This is a genomic window from Streptomyces sp. WZ.A104, from assembly GCF_002382885.1.
GTDB lineage: Bacteria > Actinomycetota > Actinomycetes > Streptomycetales > Streptomycetaceae > Streptomyces.
On the sequence record NZ_NWVL01000025.1, the window covers coordinates 1 to 21,136 of the forward strand.

At 71.2% G+C, this 21,136-nt stretch carries 13 protein-coding genes and 1 pseudogene; 7 read left to right on the forward strand and 7 right to left on the reverse strand.

The genetic code is table 11. The features are described 5' to 3' along the window. Positions 1–978 (forward strand): DUF4349 domain-containing protein (locus tag CIB93_RS15565; RefSeq protein WP_373558759.1); only part of this gene is annotated, 978 nt, incomplete at its 5' end. Positions 979–1,029: 51 nt separating this feature from the next. Continuing rightward, positions 1,030–2,409, forward strand: a pseudogene (locus CIB93_RS15570) (FAD-dependent oxidoreductase); the annotation flags it as partial. 25 nt (positions 2,410–2,434) lie between these two features. On the opposite strand, the gene hemE reads toward CIB93_RS15570, so the two are convergent. Beyond that, on the reverse strand, positions 2,435–3,532 hold the full coding sequence (gene hemE / locus CIB93_RS15575; protein ID WP_096627490.1) for a uroporphyrinogen decarboxylase: 1,098 nt from the start codon (positions 3,530–3,532) through the stop codon (positions 2,435–2,437). 92 nt (positions 3,533–3,624) lie between these two features. On the opposite strand from hemE, the gene CIB93_RS15580 reads away from it, so the two are divergent. The 5 genes from CIB93_RS15580 (at position 3,625) to CIB93_RS15600 (ending at position 10,607) form a co-directional block, all read left to right on the forward strand. Next, complete coding sequence (locus CIB93_RS15580) at positions 3,625–4,284, forward strand: DUF3000 domain-containing protein (protein WP_096627429.1); 660 nt, start codon at positions 3,625–3,627, stop codon at positions 4,282–4,284. 255 nt (positions 4,285–4,539) lie between these two features. After that, the gene (locus CIB93_RS15585; protein WP_003965521.1) at positions 4,540–5,202 is read left to right on the forward strand and encodes a response regulator transcription factor; all 663 of its coding nucleotides are present in this window, start codon (positions 4,540–4,542) and stop codon (positions 5,200–5,202) included. Between the two features lie 114 nt (positions 5,203–5,316). Next, entirely contained in the window at positions 5,317–6,591 is a 1,275-nt protein-coding gene (locus CIB93_RS15590; protein ID WP_096627430.1) for a ribonuclease D, read from the forward strand. Positions 6,592–7,254: 663 nt separating this feature from the next. Further along, positions 7,255–8,481, forward strand: coding sequence for an acetyl-CoA C-acyltransferase (locus tag CIB93_RS15595; RefSeq protein WP_096627431.1), 1,227 nt, complete (start codon positions 7,255–7,257; stop codon positions 8,479–8,481). Beyond that, positions 8,478–10,607 (forward strand): 3-hydroxyacyl-CoA dehydrogenase NAD-binding domain-containing protein, encoded by a 2,130-nt coding sequence (locus CIB93_RS15600; protein WP_096627432.1) that lies wholly within the window; start codon positions 8,478–8,480, stop codon positions 10,605–10,607. The genes CIB93_RS15595 and CIB93_RS15600 overlap by 4 nt, the downstream gene beginning before the upstream one ends. Positions 10,608–10,690: 83 nt before the next feature. On the opposite strand, the gene CIB93_RS15605 is transcribed toward CIB93_RS15600, so the two are convergent. The 6 genes from CIB93_RS15605 to CIB93_RS15630 form a co-directional block, all read right to left on the reverse strand. Beyond that, complete coding sequence (locus tag CIB93_RS15605) at positions 10,691–11,989, reverse strand: phosphodiester glycosidase family protein (protein WP_257002211.1); 1,299 nt, start codon at positions 11,987–11,989, stop codon at positions 10,691–10,693. Next, the gene (locus CIB93_RS15610) at positions 11,986–12,726 is read right to left on the reverse strand and encodes an Ig-like domain-containing protein (protein ID WP_096627433.1); all 741 of its coding nucleotides are present in this window, start codon (positions 12,724–12,726) and stop codon (positions 11,986–11,988) included. Before CIB93_RS15610 ends, CIB93_RS15605 begins: the two co-directional genes overlap by 4 nt. Further along, positions 12,723–13,511 (reverse strand): rhamnogalacturonan acetylesterase, encoded by a 789-nt coding sequence (locus CIB93_RS15615; RefSeq protein ID WP_306454820.1) that lies wholly within the window; start codon positions 13,509–13,511, stop codon positions 12,723–12,725. Before CIB93_RS15615 ends, CIB93_RS15610 begins: the two co-directional genes overlap by 4 nt. Then, entirely contained in the window at positions 13,502–18,001 is a 4,500-nt protein-coding gene (locus tag CIB93_RS15620) for a glycosyltransferase (protein ID WP_096627434.1), read from the reverse strand. The genes CIB93_RS15615 and CIB93_RS15620 overlap by 10 nt, the downstream gene beginning before the upstream one ends. Next, positions 17,998–19,179, reverse strand: a complete 1,182-nt coding sequence (locus CIB93_RS15625) for a CDP-alcohol phosphatidyltransferase family protein (RefSeq protein WP_096627435.1) — start codon at positions 19,177–19,179, stop codon at positions 17,998–18,000. Before CIB93_RS15625 ends, CIB93_RS15620 begins: the two co-directional genes overlap by 4 nt. A gap of 209 nt (positions 19,180–19,388) precedes the next feature. Next, positions 19,389–20,981, reverse strand: a complete 1,593-nt coding sequence (locus CIB93_RS15630) for a hypothetical protein (protein WP_143660053.1) — start codon at positions 20,979–20,981, stop codon at positions 19,389–19,391. Positions 20,982–21,136 lie beyond the last annotated feature (155 nt).

A 21,136-nucleotide genomic window follows, 5' to 3' on the forward strand; every position in this document is an offset into this window, starting at 1 on the left:
GCCGCGCCGCGCGCCCGGCGGCCGTACGGCCGGGGCCGGGCGGCGCTCCTGGCCGGGGTGCTCGGCGCGCTGCTCGCCGTCGGCGGCTGCGGGGCGGGCGACGCCTCGGACAGCAGCGCGAAGACGGCGGACAGCGAGTACGCGGGACGGGAGAACCTGTCCGACGAGCAGGCGGGGTCGGGCGCCGAGGACGGGGCCATGGCGTCGGAAGCACCGGCGGACGGCAAGGCGGCCGGGAAGAAGGCCCCGAAGCCCGGGGCCGCGGCCACCCACGTGATCCGTACGGCCACGCTCTCCGTCGAGGTGAGGAACGTGCCGAAGGCCGTCGCCGCCGCCCGCAGCGCGGCGGAGGGCGCCGGTGGCCTGGTGGCGACGGAGAACACCGAGCGGATGGACGACACGTACGAGACCTCGCATCTGGTGCTGCGGGTGCCGCAGGACCGGTTCCAGGAGGTGCTGCGCACCCTCGCCGGTTCCGGGAAGCTGCTGTCGCGCACCTCCGAAGCGAAGGACGTCACCGACCAGGTGGTCGACGTGGAGAGCCGGATCGCCACGCAGCGGGCGAGCGTGGCCCGGGTGCGGGAGCTGATGGACAAGGCGGAGAGGATCAGCGACGTGGTGGCCCTGGAGGGCGAGCTGAGCAGCCGTCAGTCCGACCTGGAGTCGCTGCTCGCCCAGCAGGCGAGCCTGAAGGACCGCACCTCGCTGGCGACGATCACCCTGGACCTGACACCGCCGGACGCCCCGGGCGACGACGGGGAGAAGGGGGACCCGGGCTTCCTGGACGCGCTGGGCGGCGGCTGGGACGCGTTCGTGACGATGCTCCGGTGGATCGCGGTGGCGTTCGGGGCCACGTTCCCGTTCCTGATCACCGCGGCCCTGGCGCTGGTGGTCTGGCGGGTGCTGCGCGCCCGGCGGGCCGCCCGCGGGGTCCCGGCAGCGCCCCGACCGGAGGCGGAGGGCACCCCGGCGCCCTGATCGCCGTAGCGTGGCCCCTGACGCGGCGGAACTCGGCGAAAGGGGCCCGGTATGACAGCGGAGCGACTGGTGGTCATCGGGGGTGACGCGGCGGGCATGTCCGCCGCGTCGCAGGCCCGCAGGCTGAAGGGGCCGGACGCACTGGAGATCGTCGCCTTCGAGCGCGGCCACTTCACCTCGTACTCCGCCTGCGGCATCCCGTACTGGGTGAGCGGTGACGTGGAGCGGCGCGAGGACCTGATCGCCCGTACCCCCGAGGAGCACCGGGAGCGGGACATCGATCTGCGGATGCGGACCGAGGTGACACAGCTCGACGTGGCGGGGCGCCGGGTGAGGGCGCTGGACCGGGAGAGCGGGACGACGTACTGGACGGGCTTCGACAAGCTGGTGATCGCCACCGGGGCCCGTCCGGTGCGCCCGGAGCTGCCCGGTATGGACGCGCCCGGGGTGCACGGGGTGCAGACCCTGGACGACGGGCAGGCTCTCCTGGACTCGCTGGACGCCCTGGGTTCCGGCACGGGGCGGCGGGCGGTCGTGGTGGGCGCCGGGTACATCGGCGTCGAGATGGCCGAGGCGATGCTCAAGCGGGGCTTCGAGGTGACCGTCCTCAACCGGGGCGAGCAGCCGATGGCCACGCTCGACCCGGACATGGGGCGGCTCGTCCACGAGGCGATGGACGGCCTGGGCATCTCCACGGTCAACGGGGCGGCGGTCACCGGCATTCTCACGGGTCCCGACGGCCGGGTGAGCGAGGTGGCGACGGACGCGCGGACGTATCCGGCGGACGTGGTGGTCCTCGGCATCGGAGTCGAACCGGAGACGGCGCTCGCGCAGGAGGCGGGCCTCCCCGTCGGACCGCACGGCGGACTGCTCACCGATCTGTCGATGCGGGTCGTGGGCCACGAGAACATCTGGGCGGGCGGCGACTGCGTGGAGGTCCTGGACCTGGTGGCGGGCCGCACCCGCCACATCGCGCTGGGCACCCACGCCAACAAGCACGGCCAGGTGATCGGCTCCAACGCCGGGGGCGGCTACGGCACGTTCCCGGGCGTGGTCGGTACGGCGGTGAGCAAGGTCTGCGATCTGGAGATCGCCCGGACCGGGCTGCGCGAGAAGGACGCCCGCGCGGTCGGGCTGCGCTATGTCACGGCGACCATCGAGTCGACGCAGCGGGCGGGTTACTACCCGGGGGCGAAGCCGATGACGGTGAAGATGATCGCGGAGCACCGTACGGGACGGCTGCTCGGGGTGCAGATCGTCGGGCGCGAGGGGTCGGCGAAGCGCGTGGACGTGGCGGCGGTGGCGCTGACGGCCGGGATGACGGTGGAGCAGATGACCGCGCTCGACCTGGGCTACGCCCCGCCGTTCTCACCGGTGTGGGACCCGGTGCTGGTGGCGGCCCGCAAGACGGTGGCGGCGGTGCGGGGAGCTGACGAGGCCCCCGCGCCCCTCGGTGTCAGCGTGCGGTCTGCTCGTGCACGTACTGCACGAGCCGGGTGAGCGCGTCCGGGTCCATGGACGGCATGACGCCGTGGCCCAGGTTGAAGATGTGCCCTTCAAGCCCGGCGGCCCGGTCCAGCACCTCGCGGGTCTTGGCCTCGACCGCCGGGGTGGGCGCGAAGAGCACCGCCGGGTCGAGGTTGCCCTGGAGCGCCTTGCCGGGACCGACGCGGCGCGCGGCCTCGTCCAGCGGGACCCGCCAGTCGACGCCGACGACGTCCGCCCCGGCCTCGCCCATCAGGCCGAGGAGTTCGCCGGTGCCGACGCCGAAGTGGATGCGGGGGACGCCGTAGGAGGCGACGGCGTCGAAGACCTTCGCGGAGGCGGGGAGCACCGAGCGGCGGTAGTCGGCGGGGGCCAGGGCCCCGACCCAGGAGTCGAAGAGCTGGACGGCCGAGGCGCCCGCCTCGATCTGGACCTTGAGGAAGGCGCCGGTGATCTCGGCGAGCCGGTCGACGAGGTCGGCCCAGAGCTGCGGGTCGCCGTACATCATGGCCTTGGTGCGCTCGTGGCTGCGCGAGGGGCCGCCCTCGACGAGGTAGCTGGCGAGGGTGAAGGGGGCCCCGGCGAAGCCGATGAGCGGGGTGGCGCCCAGTTCGGCGGTGAGCATCCCGATGGCCTCGGTGACGTACGGGACGTCCTCGGGGGTGAGGTCGCGCAGCCGGGCGAGGTCGGCGCGGGTGCGGATCGGCTCGGCGATGACGGGGCCGACTCCGGGCTTGATGTCGAGGTCGATGCCGATGGCCTTCAGCGGCACGACGATGTCGCTGAAGTAGATCGCGGCGTCGACCTTGTGGCGGCGTACGGGCTGGAGCGTGATCTCGGTGACCAGCTCCGGCATCATGCAGGAGTCGAGCATCGCGATGCCCTCGCGGACCTTCAGGTACTCGGGCAGCGAGCGCCCCGCCTGGCGCATGAACCAGACCGGCGTGTGGGGCACGGGTTCGCGCCGGCAGGCCTTGAGGAACGCGGAGTCGTGGGTGGCCGCGCGGCCCGCGTCGTGGCTGGCGGAGGTCGTCGTCTGCTGGCCCGAAGGGCTGTCGTTGGCACTCACGCACAGAATCTTCGCACGCACGGCGAAGGAGCCCGGCCCCGCACGGGTGTCTCTCCCTGCACGAGGCCCGCCTTCCCTTTACTCTTCCCGGCATGGCTCCGGCTCAGGGACAATTTTCCGATCATTCCGATGGCGTTGACGGCAAGGAGCGCGCGGAGGGGCCTTCCGTGCCGCCCGCGTTCCGCGCGGCGGTCGACGCACTGCGCTCCGCGCGGCTGCGCCCGGAGCTGGAGGTGGAGCCGACCAGGCCGCCCCAGCGCCTGGCGCCGCACGCGTATGCCCTGGAGGCGGCGGTGGTGGACGGGGAGGACGATCTCGCGGACGGCAGGCTGGTGCTGCTGCACGATCCGGCGGGGCACGACGCCTGGCAGGGGGCCTTCCGGCTGGTGACGCTGGTGCGGGCGGAGCTGGAGCCGGAGATGGCGGCGGACCCGCTGCTTCCGGAGGTGTGCTGGACCTGGCTCACGGGTGCGCTGGACGCGCGGGGGCTGTCTTACGGGGAGGCCGGCGGGACGGTGACGCGCGCCGGATCGCACTACTTCGGTGCGCTGTCCGCGCGCCGTCCGGCGACGCAGATCGAGATCCGGGCCTCGTGGACGCCCCGGGAGGGGCGCGGCGGGGTACCGGACGCGGCGGCGCACCTGATGGCCTGGGGTGATCTGCTGTGTCAGATCGCGGGCCTGCCGCCGTCCGACCCGGCGGACGCGGCGGTGGTGACGCTGCCGCAGCGGCGCGGGCCACAGGTTTCGTAGCGTTTCGTCATCCCGGCTACCCGCTTCGCCCTGGTGTTCGTAACGCTCCGTCACTCGTATCGCACAGCACCGGCTCTCTTTTCGTACAATCGATCGCGCGTCCTATTTGCCCGAATTGTTACTCACCAAATCGTGATCTTCCCCTAAAGGAGGACGGGTCCGCTGCCGAAGAGGTCAATGACCCTTCAAGCACGGTTTCGCCCCCGGCTTCATCCCCTGAGCCGGCCCGTCCCGCCACTCCCCCCAGGAGGCCTGGTGTCCGTTCTCCTTGAGCAGCCCGCAAGCCTGGTCGCCTACCGCCCGAACAAGCCGACGGCCATGGTCGTCGTGGCCGACCCGCGCGTCCGTTCCACCGTCACCCGCCATCTGTGGGCCCTCGGAGTACGTGACGTCATCGAGGCGTCGTCCATCGCGGAGGCACGCCCCCGCGTCGGCAACCCGCGCGACATCTGCATTGCCGACGTCCACCTGCCCGACGGTTCCGGGCTGACCCTGCTTTCCGAGACCCGAGCCGCAGGCTGGCCGAACGGTCTCGCCCTCTCCGCCGCCGACGACATCGGCGCCGTTCGCAACGCCCTCGCGGGTGGCGTGAAGGGCTACGTCGTCACCGGCACCCGAACCAACATCGGCCACCCCACCCGCCCCGGCGTCGCCCCCATCGGCGCCAACGCGGCCCGGATGCACCGCAGGCCCCCCGGATCCCCGAGCCACCCGGGCGGCTACCGCGAACTGTCCGGCCGCGAAGTGGAGGTGCTCCGCCTGGTCGCCGAGGGCCAGTCCAACAAGGCCATCGGCGTCTCGATGGGCCTCTCCGCCCTGACCGTCAAGTCCCACCTCGCCCGGATCGCCCGCAAGCTGGGCACCGGAGACCGCGCCGGCATGGTCGCCGTGGCCCTGCGCACGGGCATCATCCACTGACCCCACCCCGCCGGGACGTGCTCCGATGCGCCCCCGGCTGGAATATGCGCATGGCCACCCGTCGACGGAACGTTCCGTCGACGGGTGGCGCGTATACACCTATACCCTTGAGGCGTGACCGACGCCCAAGAGACCGCAGCAGACACTTCACTGCGAACCACCGGGGGCGCTCCCCCGGACGACGTCGCCCCGGCGCCGATCCCCTTGCTCGAACCGCGCGAGGGCATTCCCCCGGTGGTGACGTCCGACGACGCCCTCGCCCAGGTGATCGCCGCCTTCGCCGCGGGCACCGGCCCGGTGGCCGTCGACGCCGAACGCGCTTCGGGGTACCGCTACGGCCAGCGCGCCTATCTCGTACAGCTGCGCCGCGAGGGCGCGGGCAGCGCACTGGTCGACCCGGTCGGCTGCCCCGACCTCTCGGGCCTCGGTTCCGCACTGAGCGACACCGAGTGGATCCTGCACGCGGCTACCCAGGACCTGCCGTGCCTGCGGGACATAGGCATGACCCCCACCTCGCTGTTCGACACCGAGCTTGCCGGACGGCTCGCGGGCTTCCCGCGCGTCGGCCTCGGGGCGATGGTGGAGAACGTCCTCGGTTACGCCCTGGAGAAGGGCCACTCCGCGGTCGACTGGTCCACCCGTCCGCTGCCCGAGCCCTGGCTGCGCTACGCCGCGCTCGACGTGGAGCTCCTGATCGACCTGCGCGACGCGCTGGAGAAGGAGTTGGAGCGACAGGGCAAGCTGGAGTGGGCCCGGGAGGAGTTCGACGCCATCGCGTCCGCGCCGCCGGCCCCGCCCCGCAAGGACCCCTGGCGCCGGACCTCGGGCATGCACAAGGTGCGCCGCCGCCGCCAGATGGCGGTCGTCCGCGAGCTGTGGACCACCCGTGACCAGGTCGCCCAGCGCCGCGACGTCTCGCCGGGCAAAGTCCTCGGCGACGCGGCGATCGTCGAGGCCGCGCTCGCGCTGCCGGTCAATGTGCAGGCCCTGACCGCGCTGCCGGGATTCGGCCACCGCATGGGCCGCCGCCAGCTGGAGCAGTGGCAGGCCGCCGTGGACCGGGCCAGGGCGCTGCCGGAGTCGGAGCTCCCGCAGCCCGGCCAGCAGCCCGCCGGGCCGCCGCCCCCGCGCTCCTGGGCCGACAAGGACCCGGCCGCCGCCGCCCGGCTCTCGGCCGCCCGCACCGCCGTCTCGGAGCTGGCCGAGCGCCTCCGCATGCCCCAGGAGAACCTGATCACCCCGGACACCGTGCGCCGGGTCTGCTGGGAGCCCCCGGCGAACCCCACCCCGAGCGCCGTCGAGGACACCCTCGCCGGATACGGGGCGCGGAACTGGCAGATCCAGCAGGTCGCACCCCTGCTGCTCCGGGCTCTGGACCCCGGCGCCTGATCCCGTACACACGCGCTCCCGTACACCCCCCGGCCGTCGGCCGGGGGGTGTTTCACTTCTCCGGCCGGAACGCGGCAGGAACCGCAGGGGCTGAACCACGGCGGTCGCGGGGGCGGGCGTGGACACCCCGGCGTACGGCGACTGGATACGCGTGTTCGAGGCCGCGCGGCGGGATCGTACGGAGCTGGGCGACCCGGACCGGGAGACCGGAGCGCTGCCGCACCTCACGATCCGGAGCAGCGTGCAGCGGTTCCTGGTCGGCGAGGAGGCGACGGAGCCGGACTGGTCGACAATACGGAGGCGGACGGCGACGCAGCGTATGCGTCGGCGGTGCGGATGTTCGTCGCGAAGGAGCGAAATCACGCCAGGTTGTCGGCGCTCCTGCCGACGGCCGGAGGCGCTCGGGTGATCGACTCGCACGGGAGCGACCGAATCTTCGCGGTGCCGCGGCGCGCGCTGGGCCTCCGCCTCGAACCGCTGGTCCCGATGGGCCGCGGAGGTGCCCGCGAGGCACCGCACCGGCCGCCGTCCCGGTGTGACCTTCGACGCTCCGGCCGTGGGGGGTGGGCAGTCTGGTTACCCGCAAGTAGCATGATGGGCAGGCGGCGCGCCCCGTGGCGTGCCCCGCAGCAGTGCCATCCCGCACCCTGGAGGAGAGCCACCGTGCCTCGTACCATCCGGGACGTCGTCTTCGTCGACGGCGTCCGCACCCCGTTCGGCAAAGCGGGCCCCAAGGGCATCTACCACGAGACCCGCGCCGACGACCTCGTCGTGAAGGCCATCCGGGAGCTGCTGCGCCGCAACCCGGACCTGGACCCCAAGAAGATCGACGAGGTCGCCATCGCCGCGACCACGCAGATCGGCGACCAGGGCCTCACGCTGGGCCGTACCGCCGGAATCCTGGCCGGTCTGCCGCAGTCCGTCCCGGGCTACTCGATCGACCGCATGTGCGCGGGCGCGCTGACCGCCGTCACCTCGACGGCCGGTTCCATCGCCTTCGGCGCGTACGACGTCGTCGTGGCCGGTGGCGTCGAGCACATGGGCCGCCACCCGATGGGCGAGGGCGTCGACCCGAACCCGCGCTTCGTGTCGGAGAAGCTGGTCGACGAGTCCGCCCTGTTCATGGGCATGACGGCGGAGAACCTGCACGACCGCTACCCCACGATCACCAAGGAGCGCGCCGACGCCTACGCGGTGCGCTCGCAGGAGAAGGCCGCCAAGGCGTACGCCAACGGCAAGATCCAGCAGGACCTGGTGCCCGTGTCGGTGCGCCGCACCAACGCCGAGGCGGGCGAGACGGGCTGGGGCCTGGTCACCGCCGACGAGCCGATGCGCCCGGGCACCACGATGGAGTCCCTCGCGGGCCTGAAGACCCCCTTCCGCGCCCACGGTCGCGTGACGGCCGGTAACGCCGCGGGGCTCAACGACGGCGCCACCGCCTCGCTGCTCGCCGCCGAGGACGTCGCAGTCGAGCTGGGCCTCCCGGTCAAGATGCGCCTGGTCTCCTACGCCTTCGCGGGCGTCGAGCCGGAGGTCATGGGCTACGGCCCGATCCCGGCCACGGAGAAGGCGCTGGCCCAGGCGGGCCTGACCATCGACGACATCGGTCTCTTCGAGATCAACGAGGCCTTCGCCGTGCAGGTGCTCGCCTTCCTGGAGCACTACGGCATCGCCGACGACGACGCCCGCGTCAACCAGTACGGCGGCGCCATCGCGTACGGCCACCCGCTGGCCTCCTCCGGTGTCCGGCTCATGACGCAGCTGGCCCGGCAGTTCGAGGAGCACCCCGAGGTCCGCTACGGCCTGACGACGATGTGCGTCGGCTTCGGCATGGGCGCCACGGTCGTCTGGGAGAACCCGCACTTCAACGCTGACGGAGGCAACAAGTGAGCTCCACCACTGAGCTTCTGAAGGGTGCGGCCGAGCTGTTCCCCGGCGAGGTCGTCACCCAGGCGCACGTACGCCACCTGGATCTGCCGTACGGCGCCGGGCGGTTCGCGCTCATCACGCTGGACAACGGCCTGGACCACACCAAGCCGACCACCTTCGGACCGCAGTCGCTGGCGAACCTGGACGCCGCGATCGACCAGGTCGAGAAGGAGGCGTCCGAGGGCACCATCACCGGTGTCGGCATCACCGGCAAGCCGTTCATCTTCGCGGTCGGCGCCGACCTCAAGGGCGTCGAGCTGCTGAGCCGTCACGAGGACGCGCTGGCCATCGGCAAGGGCGGCCACGACGTCTTCCGCCGCCTGGCCGGCCTCGCTGTCCCCACCTTCGCGTACTACAACGGCGCGGCCATGGGCGGCGGTGTCGAGGTCGGTCTGCACTGCACCTACCGCACCGTCTCCAAGGCGCTCCCGGCGTTCTCGCTGCCCGAGGTCTTCCTCGGTCTGGTCCCCGGCTGGGGCGGCTGCGCGCTGCTCCCGAACCTGATCGGCGCCGACCGCGCGGTCTCGGTGATCATCGAGAACTCGCTGAACCAGAACCGTCAGCTCAAGGGCAAGCAGGTCTTCGAACTCGGCATCGCGGACGCGCTGTTCGAGGGTGCGGACTTCCTGGAGCAGTCGCTCGTGTGGACCGCGAACGTGCTCAAGGGCTCAGTCACGCCTCAGCGCGCGGAGATCGACCGCGGTGAGGCCTGGGACCAGGCCGTCGCCCGCGGCCGGGCCATCGCGGACTCCAAGGTGCACGGCGCGGCCCCGGCGGCGTACCGGGCGCTGGACATCATCGCGGCGGCCAAGGACGGCGACCTGAGCGCCGGCTTCGACGCCGAGGACCAGGCGCTGGCGGACCTGATCATGGGCGGTGAGCTGCGCAGCGGCATCTACGCCTTCAACCTGGTCCAGAAGCGCGCCAAGCGCCCGGCCGGCGCCCCGGACAAGAACCTGGCCCGCCCGGTCACCAAGGTCGGCGTCGTCGGCGCCGGTCTGATGGCCAGCCAGCTGGCGCTGCTGTTCCTGCGCCGCCTGGAGGTCCCGGTCGTCCTCACGGACATCGACCAGGAGCGCGTCGACAAGGGTGTGGGCTACGTCCACGCCGAGATCGAGAAGCTGCTCGGCAAGGGCCGCATCAACCAGGACAAGGCCAACCGCCTCAAGGGCCTGGTCTCCGGTGTCCTCGACAAGGCCGAGGGCTTCGCGGACGCGGACTTCATCATCGAGGCCGTCTTCGAGGAGATCGGCGTCAAGCAGCAGGTGTTCGCGGAGGTCGAGGCGGTCGCCCCGGCGCACGCGATCCTCGCCACCAACACCTCCTCGCTCTCGGTGACGGAGATGGCGTCGAAGCTGAAGAACCCCGAGCGGGTCGTCGGCTTCCACTTCTTCAACCCGGTCGCGATCCTCCCGCTGCTGGAGATCGTGCGCGGTGAGCAGACCGACGACGCCTCACTGGCGACGGCGTTCGGCGTGGCCCGCAAGCTGAAGAAGACCGCGGTCCTGGTGAAGGACGCCCCGGCGTTCGTCGTCAACCGCATCCTCACCCGCTTCATGGGCGAGATCCAGAACGTCATCGACGAGGGCACCCCGGTCGAGGTCGCGGAGAAGGCCGTCGAGCCGCTCGGCCTGCCGATGTCCCCGCTGGTGCTCCTGGAGCTGGTCGGCCCGGCCATCGGCCTGCACGTCTCCGAGACCCTGAACCGCGCCTTCCCGGAGCGCTTCACGGTCTCCGAGAACCTCGCGGCGGTCGTCAAGGCGGGCAAGCGCGGCTTCTACGTCTACGACTCCGGAGCGCCGGTCCTCGACCCCGAGGTCGCCGCCCTCCTCAAGCAGGGCGACACCGTCCTCACCGAGGAGCAGACCCGCGACCGCGTGCTCGACGCGGTGGCGCAGGAGATCGGCCTGATGCTGGACGAGGGCGTCGTCGCCGAGGCCCAGGACATCGACCTGTGTCTGATCACCGGCGCCGGCTGGCCCTTCCACCTGGGCGGCATCACGCCGTACCTGGACCGCGAGGGCGTCTCCCAGCGGGTGAACGGCAAGCCGTTCCTGGAGCAGGGTGTGGCGAGCGTGCCCGCGTAGTACGCACGGCAGGTGAACGGCCCGGCACCCACGTGGTGTGCCGGGCCGTTCCCTTGCGTGTGCCGCCGGGGCCGTTCCGGAGTTCACAGGGGTACGACGACGAGGGCATCGGCGACCGCGCGCTCCCCTACCTCCGCGCCTTCGCCCGACCGGGGGCGGTTCCGGAGGCGACCGTTCACGATCATGGTGGTGGAGCCCCCGCCGTCGAGGTTCATCGCGTCGTGGGCGCCCAGCGAGCGCATCAGCTCCGCCGCCTCGTCGAAGGTCGCCCCGACGCTGCCGCCGGGCTCGCGGCCGTCGACGGTGACCAGCAGCAGTGTGCCGTCCTCGGCGACCCCCGCCAGGGTGCGGGGGTGGCGCTGCCGCAGGGCCGTCGCCGCGACTCCGTTGGCCTCGATGTTGATGTCGGTCGCGCCGCCCCGCAGCAGCCGGGGGCCCGCCCCGAGCATCCCCGCCCCCTCCCCCGGGATGCGGCGCCCCGTCTCGTCGAAGACCTCCGAGGCGAGGGTCAGGACGGCGGAGCCGGCGGCGTGCCGACGCAGCCATGCCGCACCCTCCCCGATGCCTTGCAGGACGCGGCCGTGGGCGGGCACAGGTCCGGCGGAGCGACGCAGGTCGAGGACCCGGCCGTCGGCGGCCAGGACGGCTTCCACCACCTCGTCCCCGCCCGTGGCGGTGGCGGGGCCCCAGTGGGACGTGAAAAGGACCAGCTCCCCGCTGTCCGTGCACAGCTGGTTGTGCACGGGACGGGTCATGGCGCGCCCCGTACGCCGCAGGACGTCTCCTCCGGTGCCGCCGCACCCGACGATCCGCCCCGGCACCCGGTTGACGCCGTCGACCGGTCGGCTCGTGCCGTCCGCAGCCGTCACCCGGGTCACGGACCGCGCTTCGACGATGCGCGGGCCCGCGCCCCGCACACCGAGCACCAGGGCGGTACGCCCGTTCGCGGCCTCGCTGAGCAGGGTTCCGTTCTCCATCAGGAGCCCGAGCGGGTCTCCGTCGTAGCCGCTGAAGACCGCGCTCGTACGGATGTCGAAGAAGGACCCGTTGACGGCCGCGACCGCCCCGGCGTCGCGGGCCATGGACCGTACGGTCCGCGCGGAGTCGAGCCGGTCGCCGTGTACCGGGCTCACCCGCACCGGCGCCGAGCGGGCGATCGTCAGGACCTGGTGGCGCACCGGGCCCCCGGACATCCGCACGGTGTGCTCCGCGTAGGTCACCCCCGGGGGCAGCGGGACGGTCGGCCTCCGCGGCGGTTCCGGCGGACGGGAGGCTCCGGCGGACGGCCCCCGGGCGTCGTCGGCCGCCGGGCCGTCCGGGGAGCGGCACCCGCCCAACACCCAGGCCGCCGCCCCGGCCGCCAGTAGCCGTCGCCGGTTCATCCCGTGTGGACTCCGGGGAACAGACCGGGAGTCAGGCCCACGTCGTCCCCGGCGTACACGGTCACCTCGGACCAGTTGCGCGTCCCGGCGGCGTTTTCGTAGCAGACGGAGAACCGGTCGTAGCCGGTGGCTCCGGGCACACCGGTGTACGTGATGCTGCCGTCGGGCAGCGCGCTGACGCCGCCGTACTGGGGAAGCCCCACGCCCACCACCCGAAGGCCCGCCTCGGCCACCTCCCGGTCGACGCCGATGACCGCCCGGCCCCCGGGCGGAATCGTGATGTTGCGGCCCGGGAGCCACGCGCGCCGCACCCGGAATCCGGCGTCGGTGATCTGCGCGGAGGACACCAGCTTCTCACCGGCGTACGACATCACCCCGACGCACACCTTGGGCAGCAGGACCGCGCCTTCGGGAGCGTCGTCGGAGACCTTGAGGACAGCGGTCACGGCGCGGGGCTCGTTGCCCCGGGCGTAGGTCGCGAACCGCCCGTTGGGGAGGTGGCCGAGGCCCTGGAGGTTCGTCATCGTGGCGTGCTCCGCCACGATGTCGTCGAAGAGGTAGCCGTACGCCCGGTAGGGCCCGCCCGCCGGGGTCACCTGAAGGTGCAGGCAGATCTCCTGGCCGGGGACGACCGCGAGCGCGGGGTCCGCATCGGCGTGCAGTTCCAGTACGGCCGACACCGCCGTGCGTTCGGGGTGAGCGACCTGAATGCGTGCCAGCGGATGCCAGTCGTTCATATGACCACCTCCAGGGTCCGGGTGCGGGTGAGCTCGTCGAAGTCGTGGTCCTCCAGCCAGGCGACGCTGTCCTCAAGGACGTCAGGGCGTTCCACGCGGGTGAAGTGGTCGGGCTCCAGCATGGCGCGGTCCTGGAGTTCACCGGCCACGAACCGGGCGCACTCGATCGCTCCGGACGCCCGGAGGTGGGTGTGGTCGGCCACGCCCTCGGGAAAATTGGGATGCTCCCCCGGCTCCAGGTGCAGGAAGATCCGCCGGGTGCCGTGCGGCCCCGCCCGCCGCCACCGTCGGACGCTCCACTCGTTGAGGTCGATCAGCGGTACGGAGTCCGTCTCCGCGATCTCCTTCATCGCCAGCGGGTACAGGCCGAGCAGCCGCCTCAGATTGCCCTGCGCGTCGAAGACCCCGCGCTCCTGGCTGGTGACCAGCACGGGATGTGCCCCGCGGTCCCGTGCGCCGTCGACGCAGCGTCGGAGGTAGTGCTGGAAGTCGGTGAACGGCTCCGTGAAGCGCCCGGCGCAGCGCTTCATGTCGATGAGACCGAACGAGACCAGCAGAAGATCGCCCGGGCGAGCCTCCCGCAGAATCCACGCCAGCCTGCCCCGCTCGACGAAGCTCCGCGAACTGGCCCCGGCCCGAGCGCAGTTGATCACGCTGACGCCCCTGAGGAAGAGCGGGAGCGCCTGACCCCAGCCGGCCATGGGCGCAAGGCTGCGCGGCCGGCTCGTGACGCTGGAATCACCGGCGAGGAACAGGGTGCGCGGACGGCGCGGCACTACGCCCACTCCCGGTGCCGGTCCGGCTCGCGGAACCCCGTCCCGCCGTCCGGTCCGATGCCGGGCATCGACCGTGACGTCGCCGGTGCGTCGGTCGCCCGGCTGCTCTCCACGGCCGATTCGAGTCCCTCGATGGCACGGAAGACCCGCTCCGAGTTGCTGGTGTCCCGGCGCCCGAAGAACGCGTCCACCCTGGCCCGGTACTGGGGCTCGACGGTGAAGTTGCGGCGCACCGTGTCGATGATCTCCCGGACGGTGGAGTCGACGTCACGGCAGACGGGGCCGAATCCGTCCCGCTCGAACTCGTAGTAGCCGCGCTTGTAGTGGTTGCCGTAGAAGTCCTCCTCGTCGAACGGCGTGTACACGATGGGCGTGCCCATGTACGCGACGTCGAAGAAGACCGAGGAGTAGTCGGTTACCAGCAACGAGCATTCGCGCATGGCCAGTTGGACGTCCCGACCATCGCCGGTGACCGTGACGGAGGGGTGGTCGATGCGGAAGTGGTGCAGATAGGGGCGGATCTCGTAGTGCGGCATGAACTCCAGGTCCACACCGCACTGTTCCAGCACGGACAGCAGGCGTTCGTCGCGCAGCAGGGTGGAGAAGAACCGGAAGTACTCCGAGGCGGCGAACGGTATCTTCGCCTTGGCCGCCTTGTCGTACGAGGGCGCCACGATGTCCCGCCGCCAGGTGGGCATCAGCAGGATTCTCGGGCGCTCGGAGCGCACCGGCTTCAGCGCGTCGAACCGGGGGAATCCGGCCGCCGCGACGCGCGCGTAGCCGTATCCGCAGTGCTCGGCGAAGTACGACCGCTCGGCCTGACCGACCGTCAGCAGCAGGTCCACGCTGGTGACCTGGTGATGGACCGAGGGCGCCACGTCGTTGTAGGTGACCCCGTGCTGGAGGAAGACCCTGCGGTAGTTGAGCAGGTCGCCGTAGCCGCGCAGGAAGGAGCTCTTGCTGAGCTCGGGGAAGCCGAGGTAGGCCTCCAGGTCATAGGGGTTGATGAGCCGTTTGGCGTGCAGCAGATAGACGCGGTACTTGCGGGACGTCCGGTCCAGCACGCGCCCGTACGGAGCGACCTTGGCGCGGTCCTTGGCGTCGCCGTTGATCGCGTAGTAGACCTTGCGGCGCGGGTGGTTCTCCCTGATCCAGCGGAACAGGTGGTAGGCGTTGTCCTGAGCCGTGTCGGCCCGCTCGCCGATGATCCAGATGTCCTTGCGGTGCAGCCGGGGATAGCTCAGCAGGTACGCCAGCCGGGTCCGCCAGCCGGGGCGGCCGGGCAGCGCGGCGCGGGTCTGGCGCAGCAGGTGCCAGATCCGGCCGCGCAGCTTCTGCCCGGCACCGGTGAAGTACCGGAACACCACGGAGTCGTCCGCACGGACACCGAGCCACAGCCGGTCGCTGCCGATGCGGCGCATGCCCTTGAAACGGTGGAGCATCAGCCGGGCGGCGACGGGAGCGTCCGTGTGGCGCTCACCGTCGTGGAAGCGTAGTGAGACCGTCAGGTCGCGTCCGGAGAGCGGAGCGAGGACCGAGGGGTCGGCGGAGGCGCGCCAGCCGCCGTACCAGTCGCGCTCCTTGCGGACGCGCCAGCGGTCGCGGCGGTAGACCTGCTCCGCCTCGATGGCCACGGACCGGTTCCCGTCCGTGCAGACCAGCTCGAAGCGGTTCGTGAGGAGCTGGGCGATGTCCACGCCGGTCAGCGTCATCACGCCCTCGAACTGCAGCTCGCCGTCGCGGTACCGGATGCTTTCGAGCACGCCGCGCTGCCGTTCCACCCGCAGCAGCCGGGAGGCCACCGGGTCGGCGGCCAGCTGCCGGTACATGCCCTGTTCGTCCAGCCGGACCCTGGGCTCGTAGTCCGCGCCGCCCAGCGGATCGCAGAAGAGCTCGAAGTTCCTGGTCCGAACGGCGTGGTGCTGCACCCGGGACACCGGGTGGACGACGTACTGGAGCAGCAGGTCCTCGGGCAGGCGGGCGTAGACGGCGCAGAGTTCGTCGAAGACCTCCGCGATCTCGGATCGGTTCATGATCCGGTGGAAGTTGCGCAGATAAGGCTGGTACGAGCGCACCACGAACCGGTGGATCAGCCGGGCCGAGGGCGCCTCGATCAGGTCGCCGAAGTCCAGCAGGAAGCGGTTCAGCCGCAACCGCCGGCGGACCTTGGCCGGGTCGTTCCAGTCGACGTCGAAGAGCGAGTCGTTACGGGCGGGGTCGCGGTCGAAGTAGACGTAGCGGTCCACCAGGCTGAAGGAACGTGCGGCCAGCACGGCCACCAGGCTCAGCCAGACGTCGGCGAAGGGGCCGCCGTCCGCCGCTCTGAGCCCCTGGCCGCGCAGCAGCGAGACACGGAAGAGCTTGTTGCCGAGGTCGGTCGAGAAGACCATGTGGGGGGCCTTCCTGACCAGGTCGGTCACCCCGCGCGCACCCTTGCCGAAGTACCTCTTCCACGGCTCGTCGGCGTTGCGCCGGGGCCCGGGGAAGGTGTCGTAGTTACCGATCACCACGTCGATGTCGTGTTTGTCCGCCGATTCGGTGAGCTGCCTCAGACAGTCGGCCCCCAGGATGTCCCGGCCCCGCGCGAACAGCACGTAGGGCGCGGTGACCTGGGCCAGCCCCTGGTCGTACGCGAGGGCGGCGCCCCGGGCCGGGAGCCGCAGCACGCTCGCGTTGCGGTAGTAGGCCGCGAAGTTGTCCAGCAGTTCGGCCGTGCGGTCGGTGGAACCGTCGTCCGCGAAGATGACCTGGGTCTCGGCGAACAGGGACTGGGCGGCCAGCGAGTGCAGGAACTCGTACAGGTGGTGCTCGTCGTTGTGGCAGTGGACGACGACCGCCGCCCGGTAGGAGTGCAGGGCGGGCAGGGGCGGGGGCTCCTCGTTCCCCTGCCACCAGTGCCAGGGGGTGCCCCGGCGGGTGTCCTGCTGGGTGCGCTCCCGGGTCTCCGGCCGCAGGGCGACGTTGCCGCTGACGGTCTCGTACATCTCGACCGGGCCCGAGGGCGCCTGGTAGCGGTCGCGGGTGATGTCGATGCCGTGGACGGCGACGGTCGTGGTGGCGCGTTCTCCGGCGTGGCGCACCTGGACGAAGAGGTTCCATACTCCGTCGTCGTCGGCCGCTCCGATGCTGGATGCGAGGTCGAGCACGGACTGGTAGTGGACCCGGTGGTCGTCGATCTCGATCGCGTTGACGGGGAAGACGTGGTCGCGTTTGGTGCTGCGCAGCCGCAGGACGGCCTTGAGCTCGACCTTTCCGTCGGCGGAGAACCTTCCGAACTGGTTCAGGATGAATCCGGAGAGGTGGAGCTCACCGTCCCTGATCTCCAGTTCCGTCGCCTGGTTGAAGAGCCGGGCGTCGCCCAGGGGTTTGCCGGTGAGTTCGAGGTCGGTGACGTCGAGGAAGCGCTCCGCCTGCGGGAAGTGCAGGAGCGATTCCGACCAGTAGACGCGGCCGTCCCGCTCGACCAGGTCCGAGCTGAGCACGCTGCGCCGCTGGCTGTAGTCCGAGACGGACAGCGCGAGGTCCACCCGCTCGTGGATGAGGCAGAAGGCCCTCACCCGCTCCATCACGCCGCACAGTTCGTAGACGGAGGGTTCGAGGGAGCGCAGATAGGGCGCCACGATGCCCGCGAAGGCCTTGCGGTAGCGCTCGTCGCCGGAGCGGAGCTCCCGGGCGTACAGATGGAGGTCGTGGGAGAGGAACTTCACCACCTTGTGGGCCAGGAGTTCCTGCTCGCCGACCTGGCGCAGGAACCCGTCCGTGTACTGGTGGACGGCGACCCGGTCCCGGATGCTGCGCAGCTCGCCCCGTCGGTTGGTGATGGAGGGGGCCGAGGAGTCCCGTTCCCACATCCAGCGGTAGACCGGCGCGGTGATGAAGGTGATCGAGGAGGCACGGTAGTTGGCGAGCGTCGAGAAGTAGGTGTCCTCGTAGTACACGCCTTCGGGGAAGCGGACGCCGTTGTTGTGCAGGAAGTCGAGCCGGTACAGCTTGCCCGCCGCGATCGGGTCGTCGAAGAGCTGGGGCAGGGCGCGCAGCCCGCCGACGGTGCGTGGCGCGGCGTACAGCTGCGGCTGCCAGACGGAGGTCTCATCAGTGTTGAGGTTGACGCGCAGCGTCCGGCCGGCGGTGATGTCCGACCCGGTGACCACCGCCGAGGCGAGCAGTTCCTCGCAGCCCTTGAGCGGAAGCTCGTCGTCCGCGTCGAGGAACATGACGTACTGTCCGGTGGCGGCCATGATGCCGTCGTTCCGGGGAGCGCCGACCCCGCCGCTGTTCTCCGGGCGCTCGATGATCTGTACACGATGGTCCTGGGCGGCGAACTCCCTCGCCACCGTGAGCGTTCCATCGGCCGAGGCGTCGTCGACGACGATCACTTGGACGTTGCGATGCGTCTGGGCGAGAGCGGACCGCAGGGCCCGGCCGAGGGTGGCGCTCGCGTTGTAGGCCGGGACCACCACGGAGACCGTGTACGCGGACGGGTCAACCGGGGAACTCATCGTACGGATCCTTCGTTTTCCACCCAGTAGGGCAGCGCCCTGAGCTGCTGGGTCTCGATGTCCTGCGCGTGCTGCGGGTACGGCTGGGGGTAGGGCTGGAACCCCAGGTCGTCGTCCTGCTCGGGCAGGGGGAACTGCCGGGCCAGGGTCTCCTGACGCGCGGGCTCGTCGAGGGCGGCGGCGCGGCGGTGGCGGCCGCGGTGCAGGTGCTCGGCGATGGTGCCCGCGGTGGGCGGCGTCGGGGCGAGCTCTTCCATGAGGCGGGTGAAGTCACGCGTGGAGAGCCAGAACTTGTACATGATGACGAGCTCGAAGGCTCCGAGGGCCAGGGCCGATATCGCCGTCGTCCACAGGATCTGGTTGATCAGCGGCGCGACGATGAAGATGAACATCTGGAATTCGATACCGCTGATCAGATGCGGCCGGATGCGGCTGCGCAGCAGGGCCTGGCGGAACCGGGTGTACCAGGGGAAGCGGTGCCGGAACTGCGCGTGCAGGTCGACGACCTCGCCCGTCTGCTGCTTGAGGACCTCGGCCTCCACGCCCGGGTTCTCCCGGAGCAGGTCCTCGATGAAGACGACCTTGGGCTGCTCGGGCTCGGCCGGGCGGTGGGCGGCCGCGCGGGCTTCCCGCTCGGCCTCTTCCTCGTCCAGCCGCTGGCGTTCCAGCGTGACCTTCTCGATCTTCATGCGCATGGACATGCGCATCTTGTAGATCTGCAGGGCGTCGACGTACCGGAGCATGTCGAGGAAGACCACGACCAGGGCTGCCAGCAGGTAGAGCTCGTTGTGCGTGCGCAGGTACTGCCCGCCCATCAGGGCGAGCGCGCAGAACAGGACCCTGATGCGGTCGAAGACGTAGTCGAGCCAGCCGCCGAAGACGGTGCCGTTGCCCTTGAGCCGGGCGAGCTTGCCGTCGATGCAGTCGAGGATGAAGCTCAGGTGGTAGAGGCCCGCCCCGATCGCCAGCGACCACGCGTCGCCCTTGAGGAAGAAGTACGCGGACCCGAGGCCCACGAAGAGAGCCGCCCAGGTGACCCGGTTCGGGGTGATGAACTTGAACTTCGCCATCCCGATCAGCATGCGGGTGGCGACCGGGTCGACCAGGAGAACCGTCCACCAGGCGTCGCGCTTCTTGCACGTCAGCTTCTGAACAGCCCTCAGCGACAGCTTCCCCATAACCCCTCAGACCTTGCGTACCTGCGAGCACGCCCCAGCGGCTTGCACACGCGATCAAGGGGGCATTCACATCATGGACACAGTTGCTTCACCCGTTGTCCACGTAAGTTTCAGATCAAGACCATAGCAAGTTCAAAGACAAACCAAAACTGTCAATGGTTGTACGCATGCGAACCAGGTCGATCATTGATCCTTCTATTACCGCTATGTCACCGGACCGTGATCCACGAGCCGAAGGCCAGCCCGCTCGCGCCGGGCTCCTGGCGCGCGACCCTCAGCCGGCCGTCGGCCCCCAGCAGGGTGATGACGGCCCGGCCGTACCCGTCGACGGCCACCGCGGGCGGCACCAGCGAGGTCTCCCCCGCGTCGAACCACCAGACGCCGCCTTCCGGCCGGCCGTCCTCGTGGGCTCCCACCGCGCACGCCCCCGCGTGGCCCCACCTCGCCAGCACGGTGCAGCCCCAGCCCTGGATGTCCACTCCGGCGACAGCGGCGATCGGCCCGGCCCCGTCCGCGCCCCCCAGCCCCACCGGACCGCCTCCCGGCACCCCGGCACAGACCTCGTTGGTGGCCGCGTAGCGGAAGCGGACCGTACCCGCCTCGGGCGCCGCCGAAAGGCTCCCCGGATAGGGGCTCACCATGGGCTCCGCGTCCAGGGTCCACGCACCTTGGGGCGCCTCCTGGTGCCAGCGGACCGCCGAAGCCGCGTCCCTCGTCCGGGCCCAGATCTCGGCGCCGCCGAGCCGGCCGGGCAGCGCGATCAGCTCATCGGCGACGGCCACGCCCCGCAGGTGCTGCCACGCACTCCACTTCCCGTCAGGTGACTGGCGGCGGGTGCTGACGCCGTGTCCGAAGTTCCGCACGAAGACATGCAGGTTTCCCGCGGTGTCGAAGACCGCCGCCGGGAAGCCCACCTCCCGCGCCTTGGCCCGGTCGTTGGCGTTCGGGTTGCCCACCGAATGCCACGGGCCGATGGGGCGTCCGCTCTGGTACTGCGTCGTGTGGACGATGTCGACATGCTCCTTGCCGTCGGCGCGCTTCCGGCGCCGCAGACCGATCAGGTGCGCATAGCCGTCGCCGTCCTGGAGCACGGTCAGCCCCGGCAGGAGGTCGGGGCTCTCCAGCAGTTCGGGGCCCGACCAGTCGTCCCGCCCCGCCGTCCGCTCGGTCCAGCGCAGCACGCCCGCGGCGGACGGCAGATACGCGGAGAGCCGGCCGTCCGCACCCCGGACCAGCCACCGCGTGGACCGGGGGTGGCGGGCAGCTGCCTGCGCCCCCAGCCGTGGATCCACCCCGGCCCGTCGGCAGTCGACGAAGACCGGCGCACCGCAGGTGCGCTGATACCTGCGCGCCGCCGCGATCGTGGCCCGCGCCACACTGCCCCGCAGCGGCGGCTCGGCGATGACCGGGCGCTTGGCCTCGGCGTCGAAGGCCACGTGCGCCGGGTCGGGGTCCAGCGTCCGCACGCGCAACGGCCGCAGCTCGTGCAGGGCGTCGAGGACCAGGGCTGTGATCTTTCCCACCTCGGCGTCGATGACCCAGGCGTCCCCCGCCACCCGGACGCCCCTGCGTGCGGCGTCCTCGACGGCCCTGTCGAGGGCAGCGCGCTCGTCGGCCGTGCCGGGCTGGGCACAGACGATGTGCACGGCGGCCCCGGGCTCCTCCCCGGCCAGCAGAGCAAGCGCGTCCGCCGGTGTGGCCACGACGATCGCCACCGCCTCGGAGCGGGCGGTCGGGGACGTCCCCGACCCGTGCGGCGCCCTGTCCTCACGCCCGCCTCGGCGTCCCCCTCTGCGTGCCATGAGCCCGACGATCCCCTCTGGAGCGGAACCGGGCGTTCCGATGTATCCCGGCTCCCAAGAAGATATGCGCTCTCCCTTCCGGTCCAGAAATCTGTCTATAGTTCTCCAGCATCTGTTTGATCCGAGCATGTTCGATCAACAGGTGTTCTCCTGCG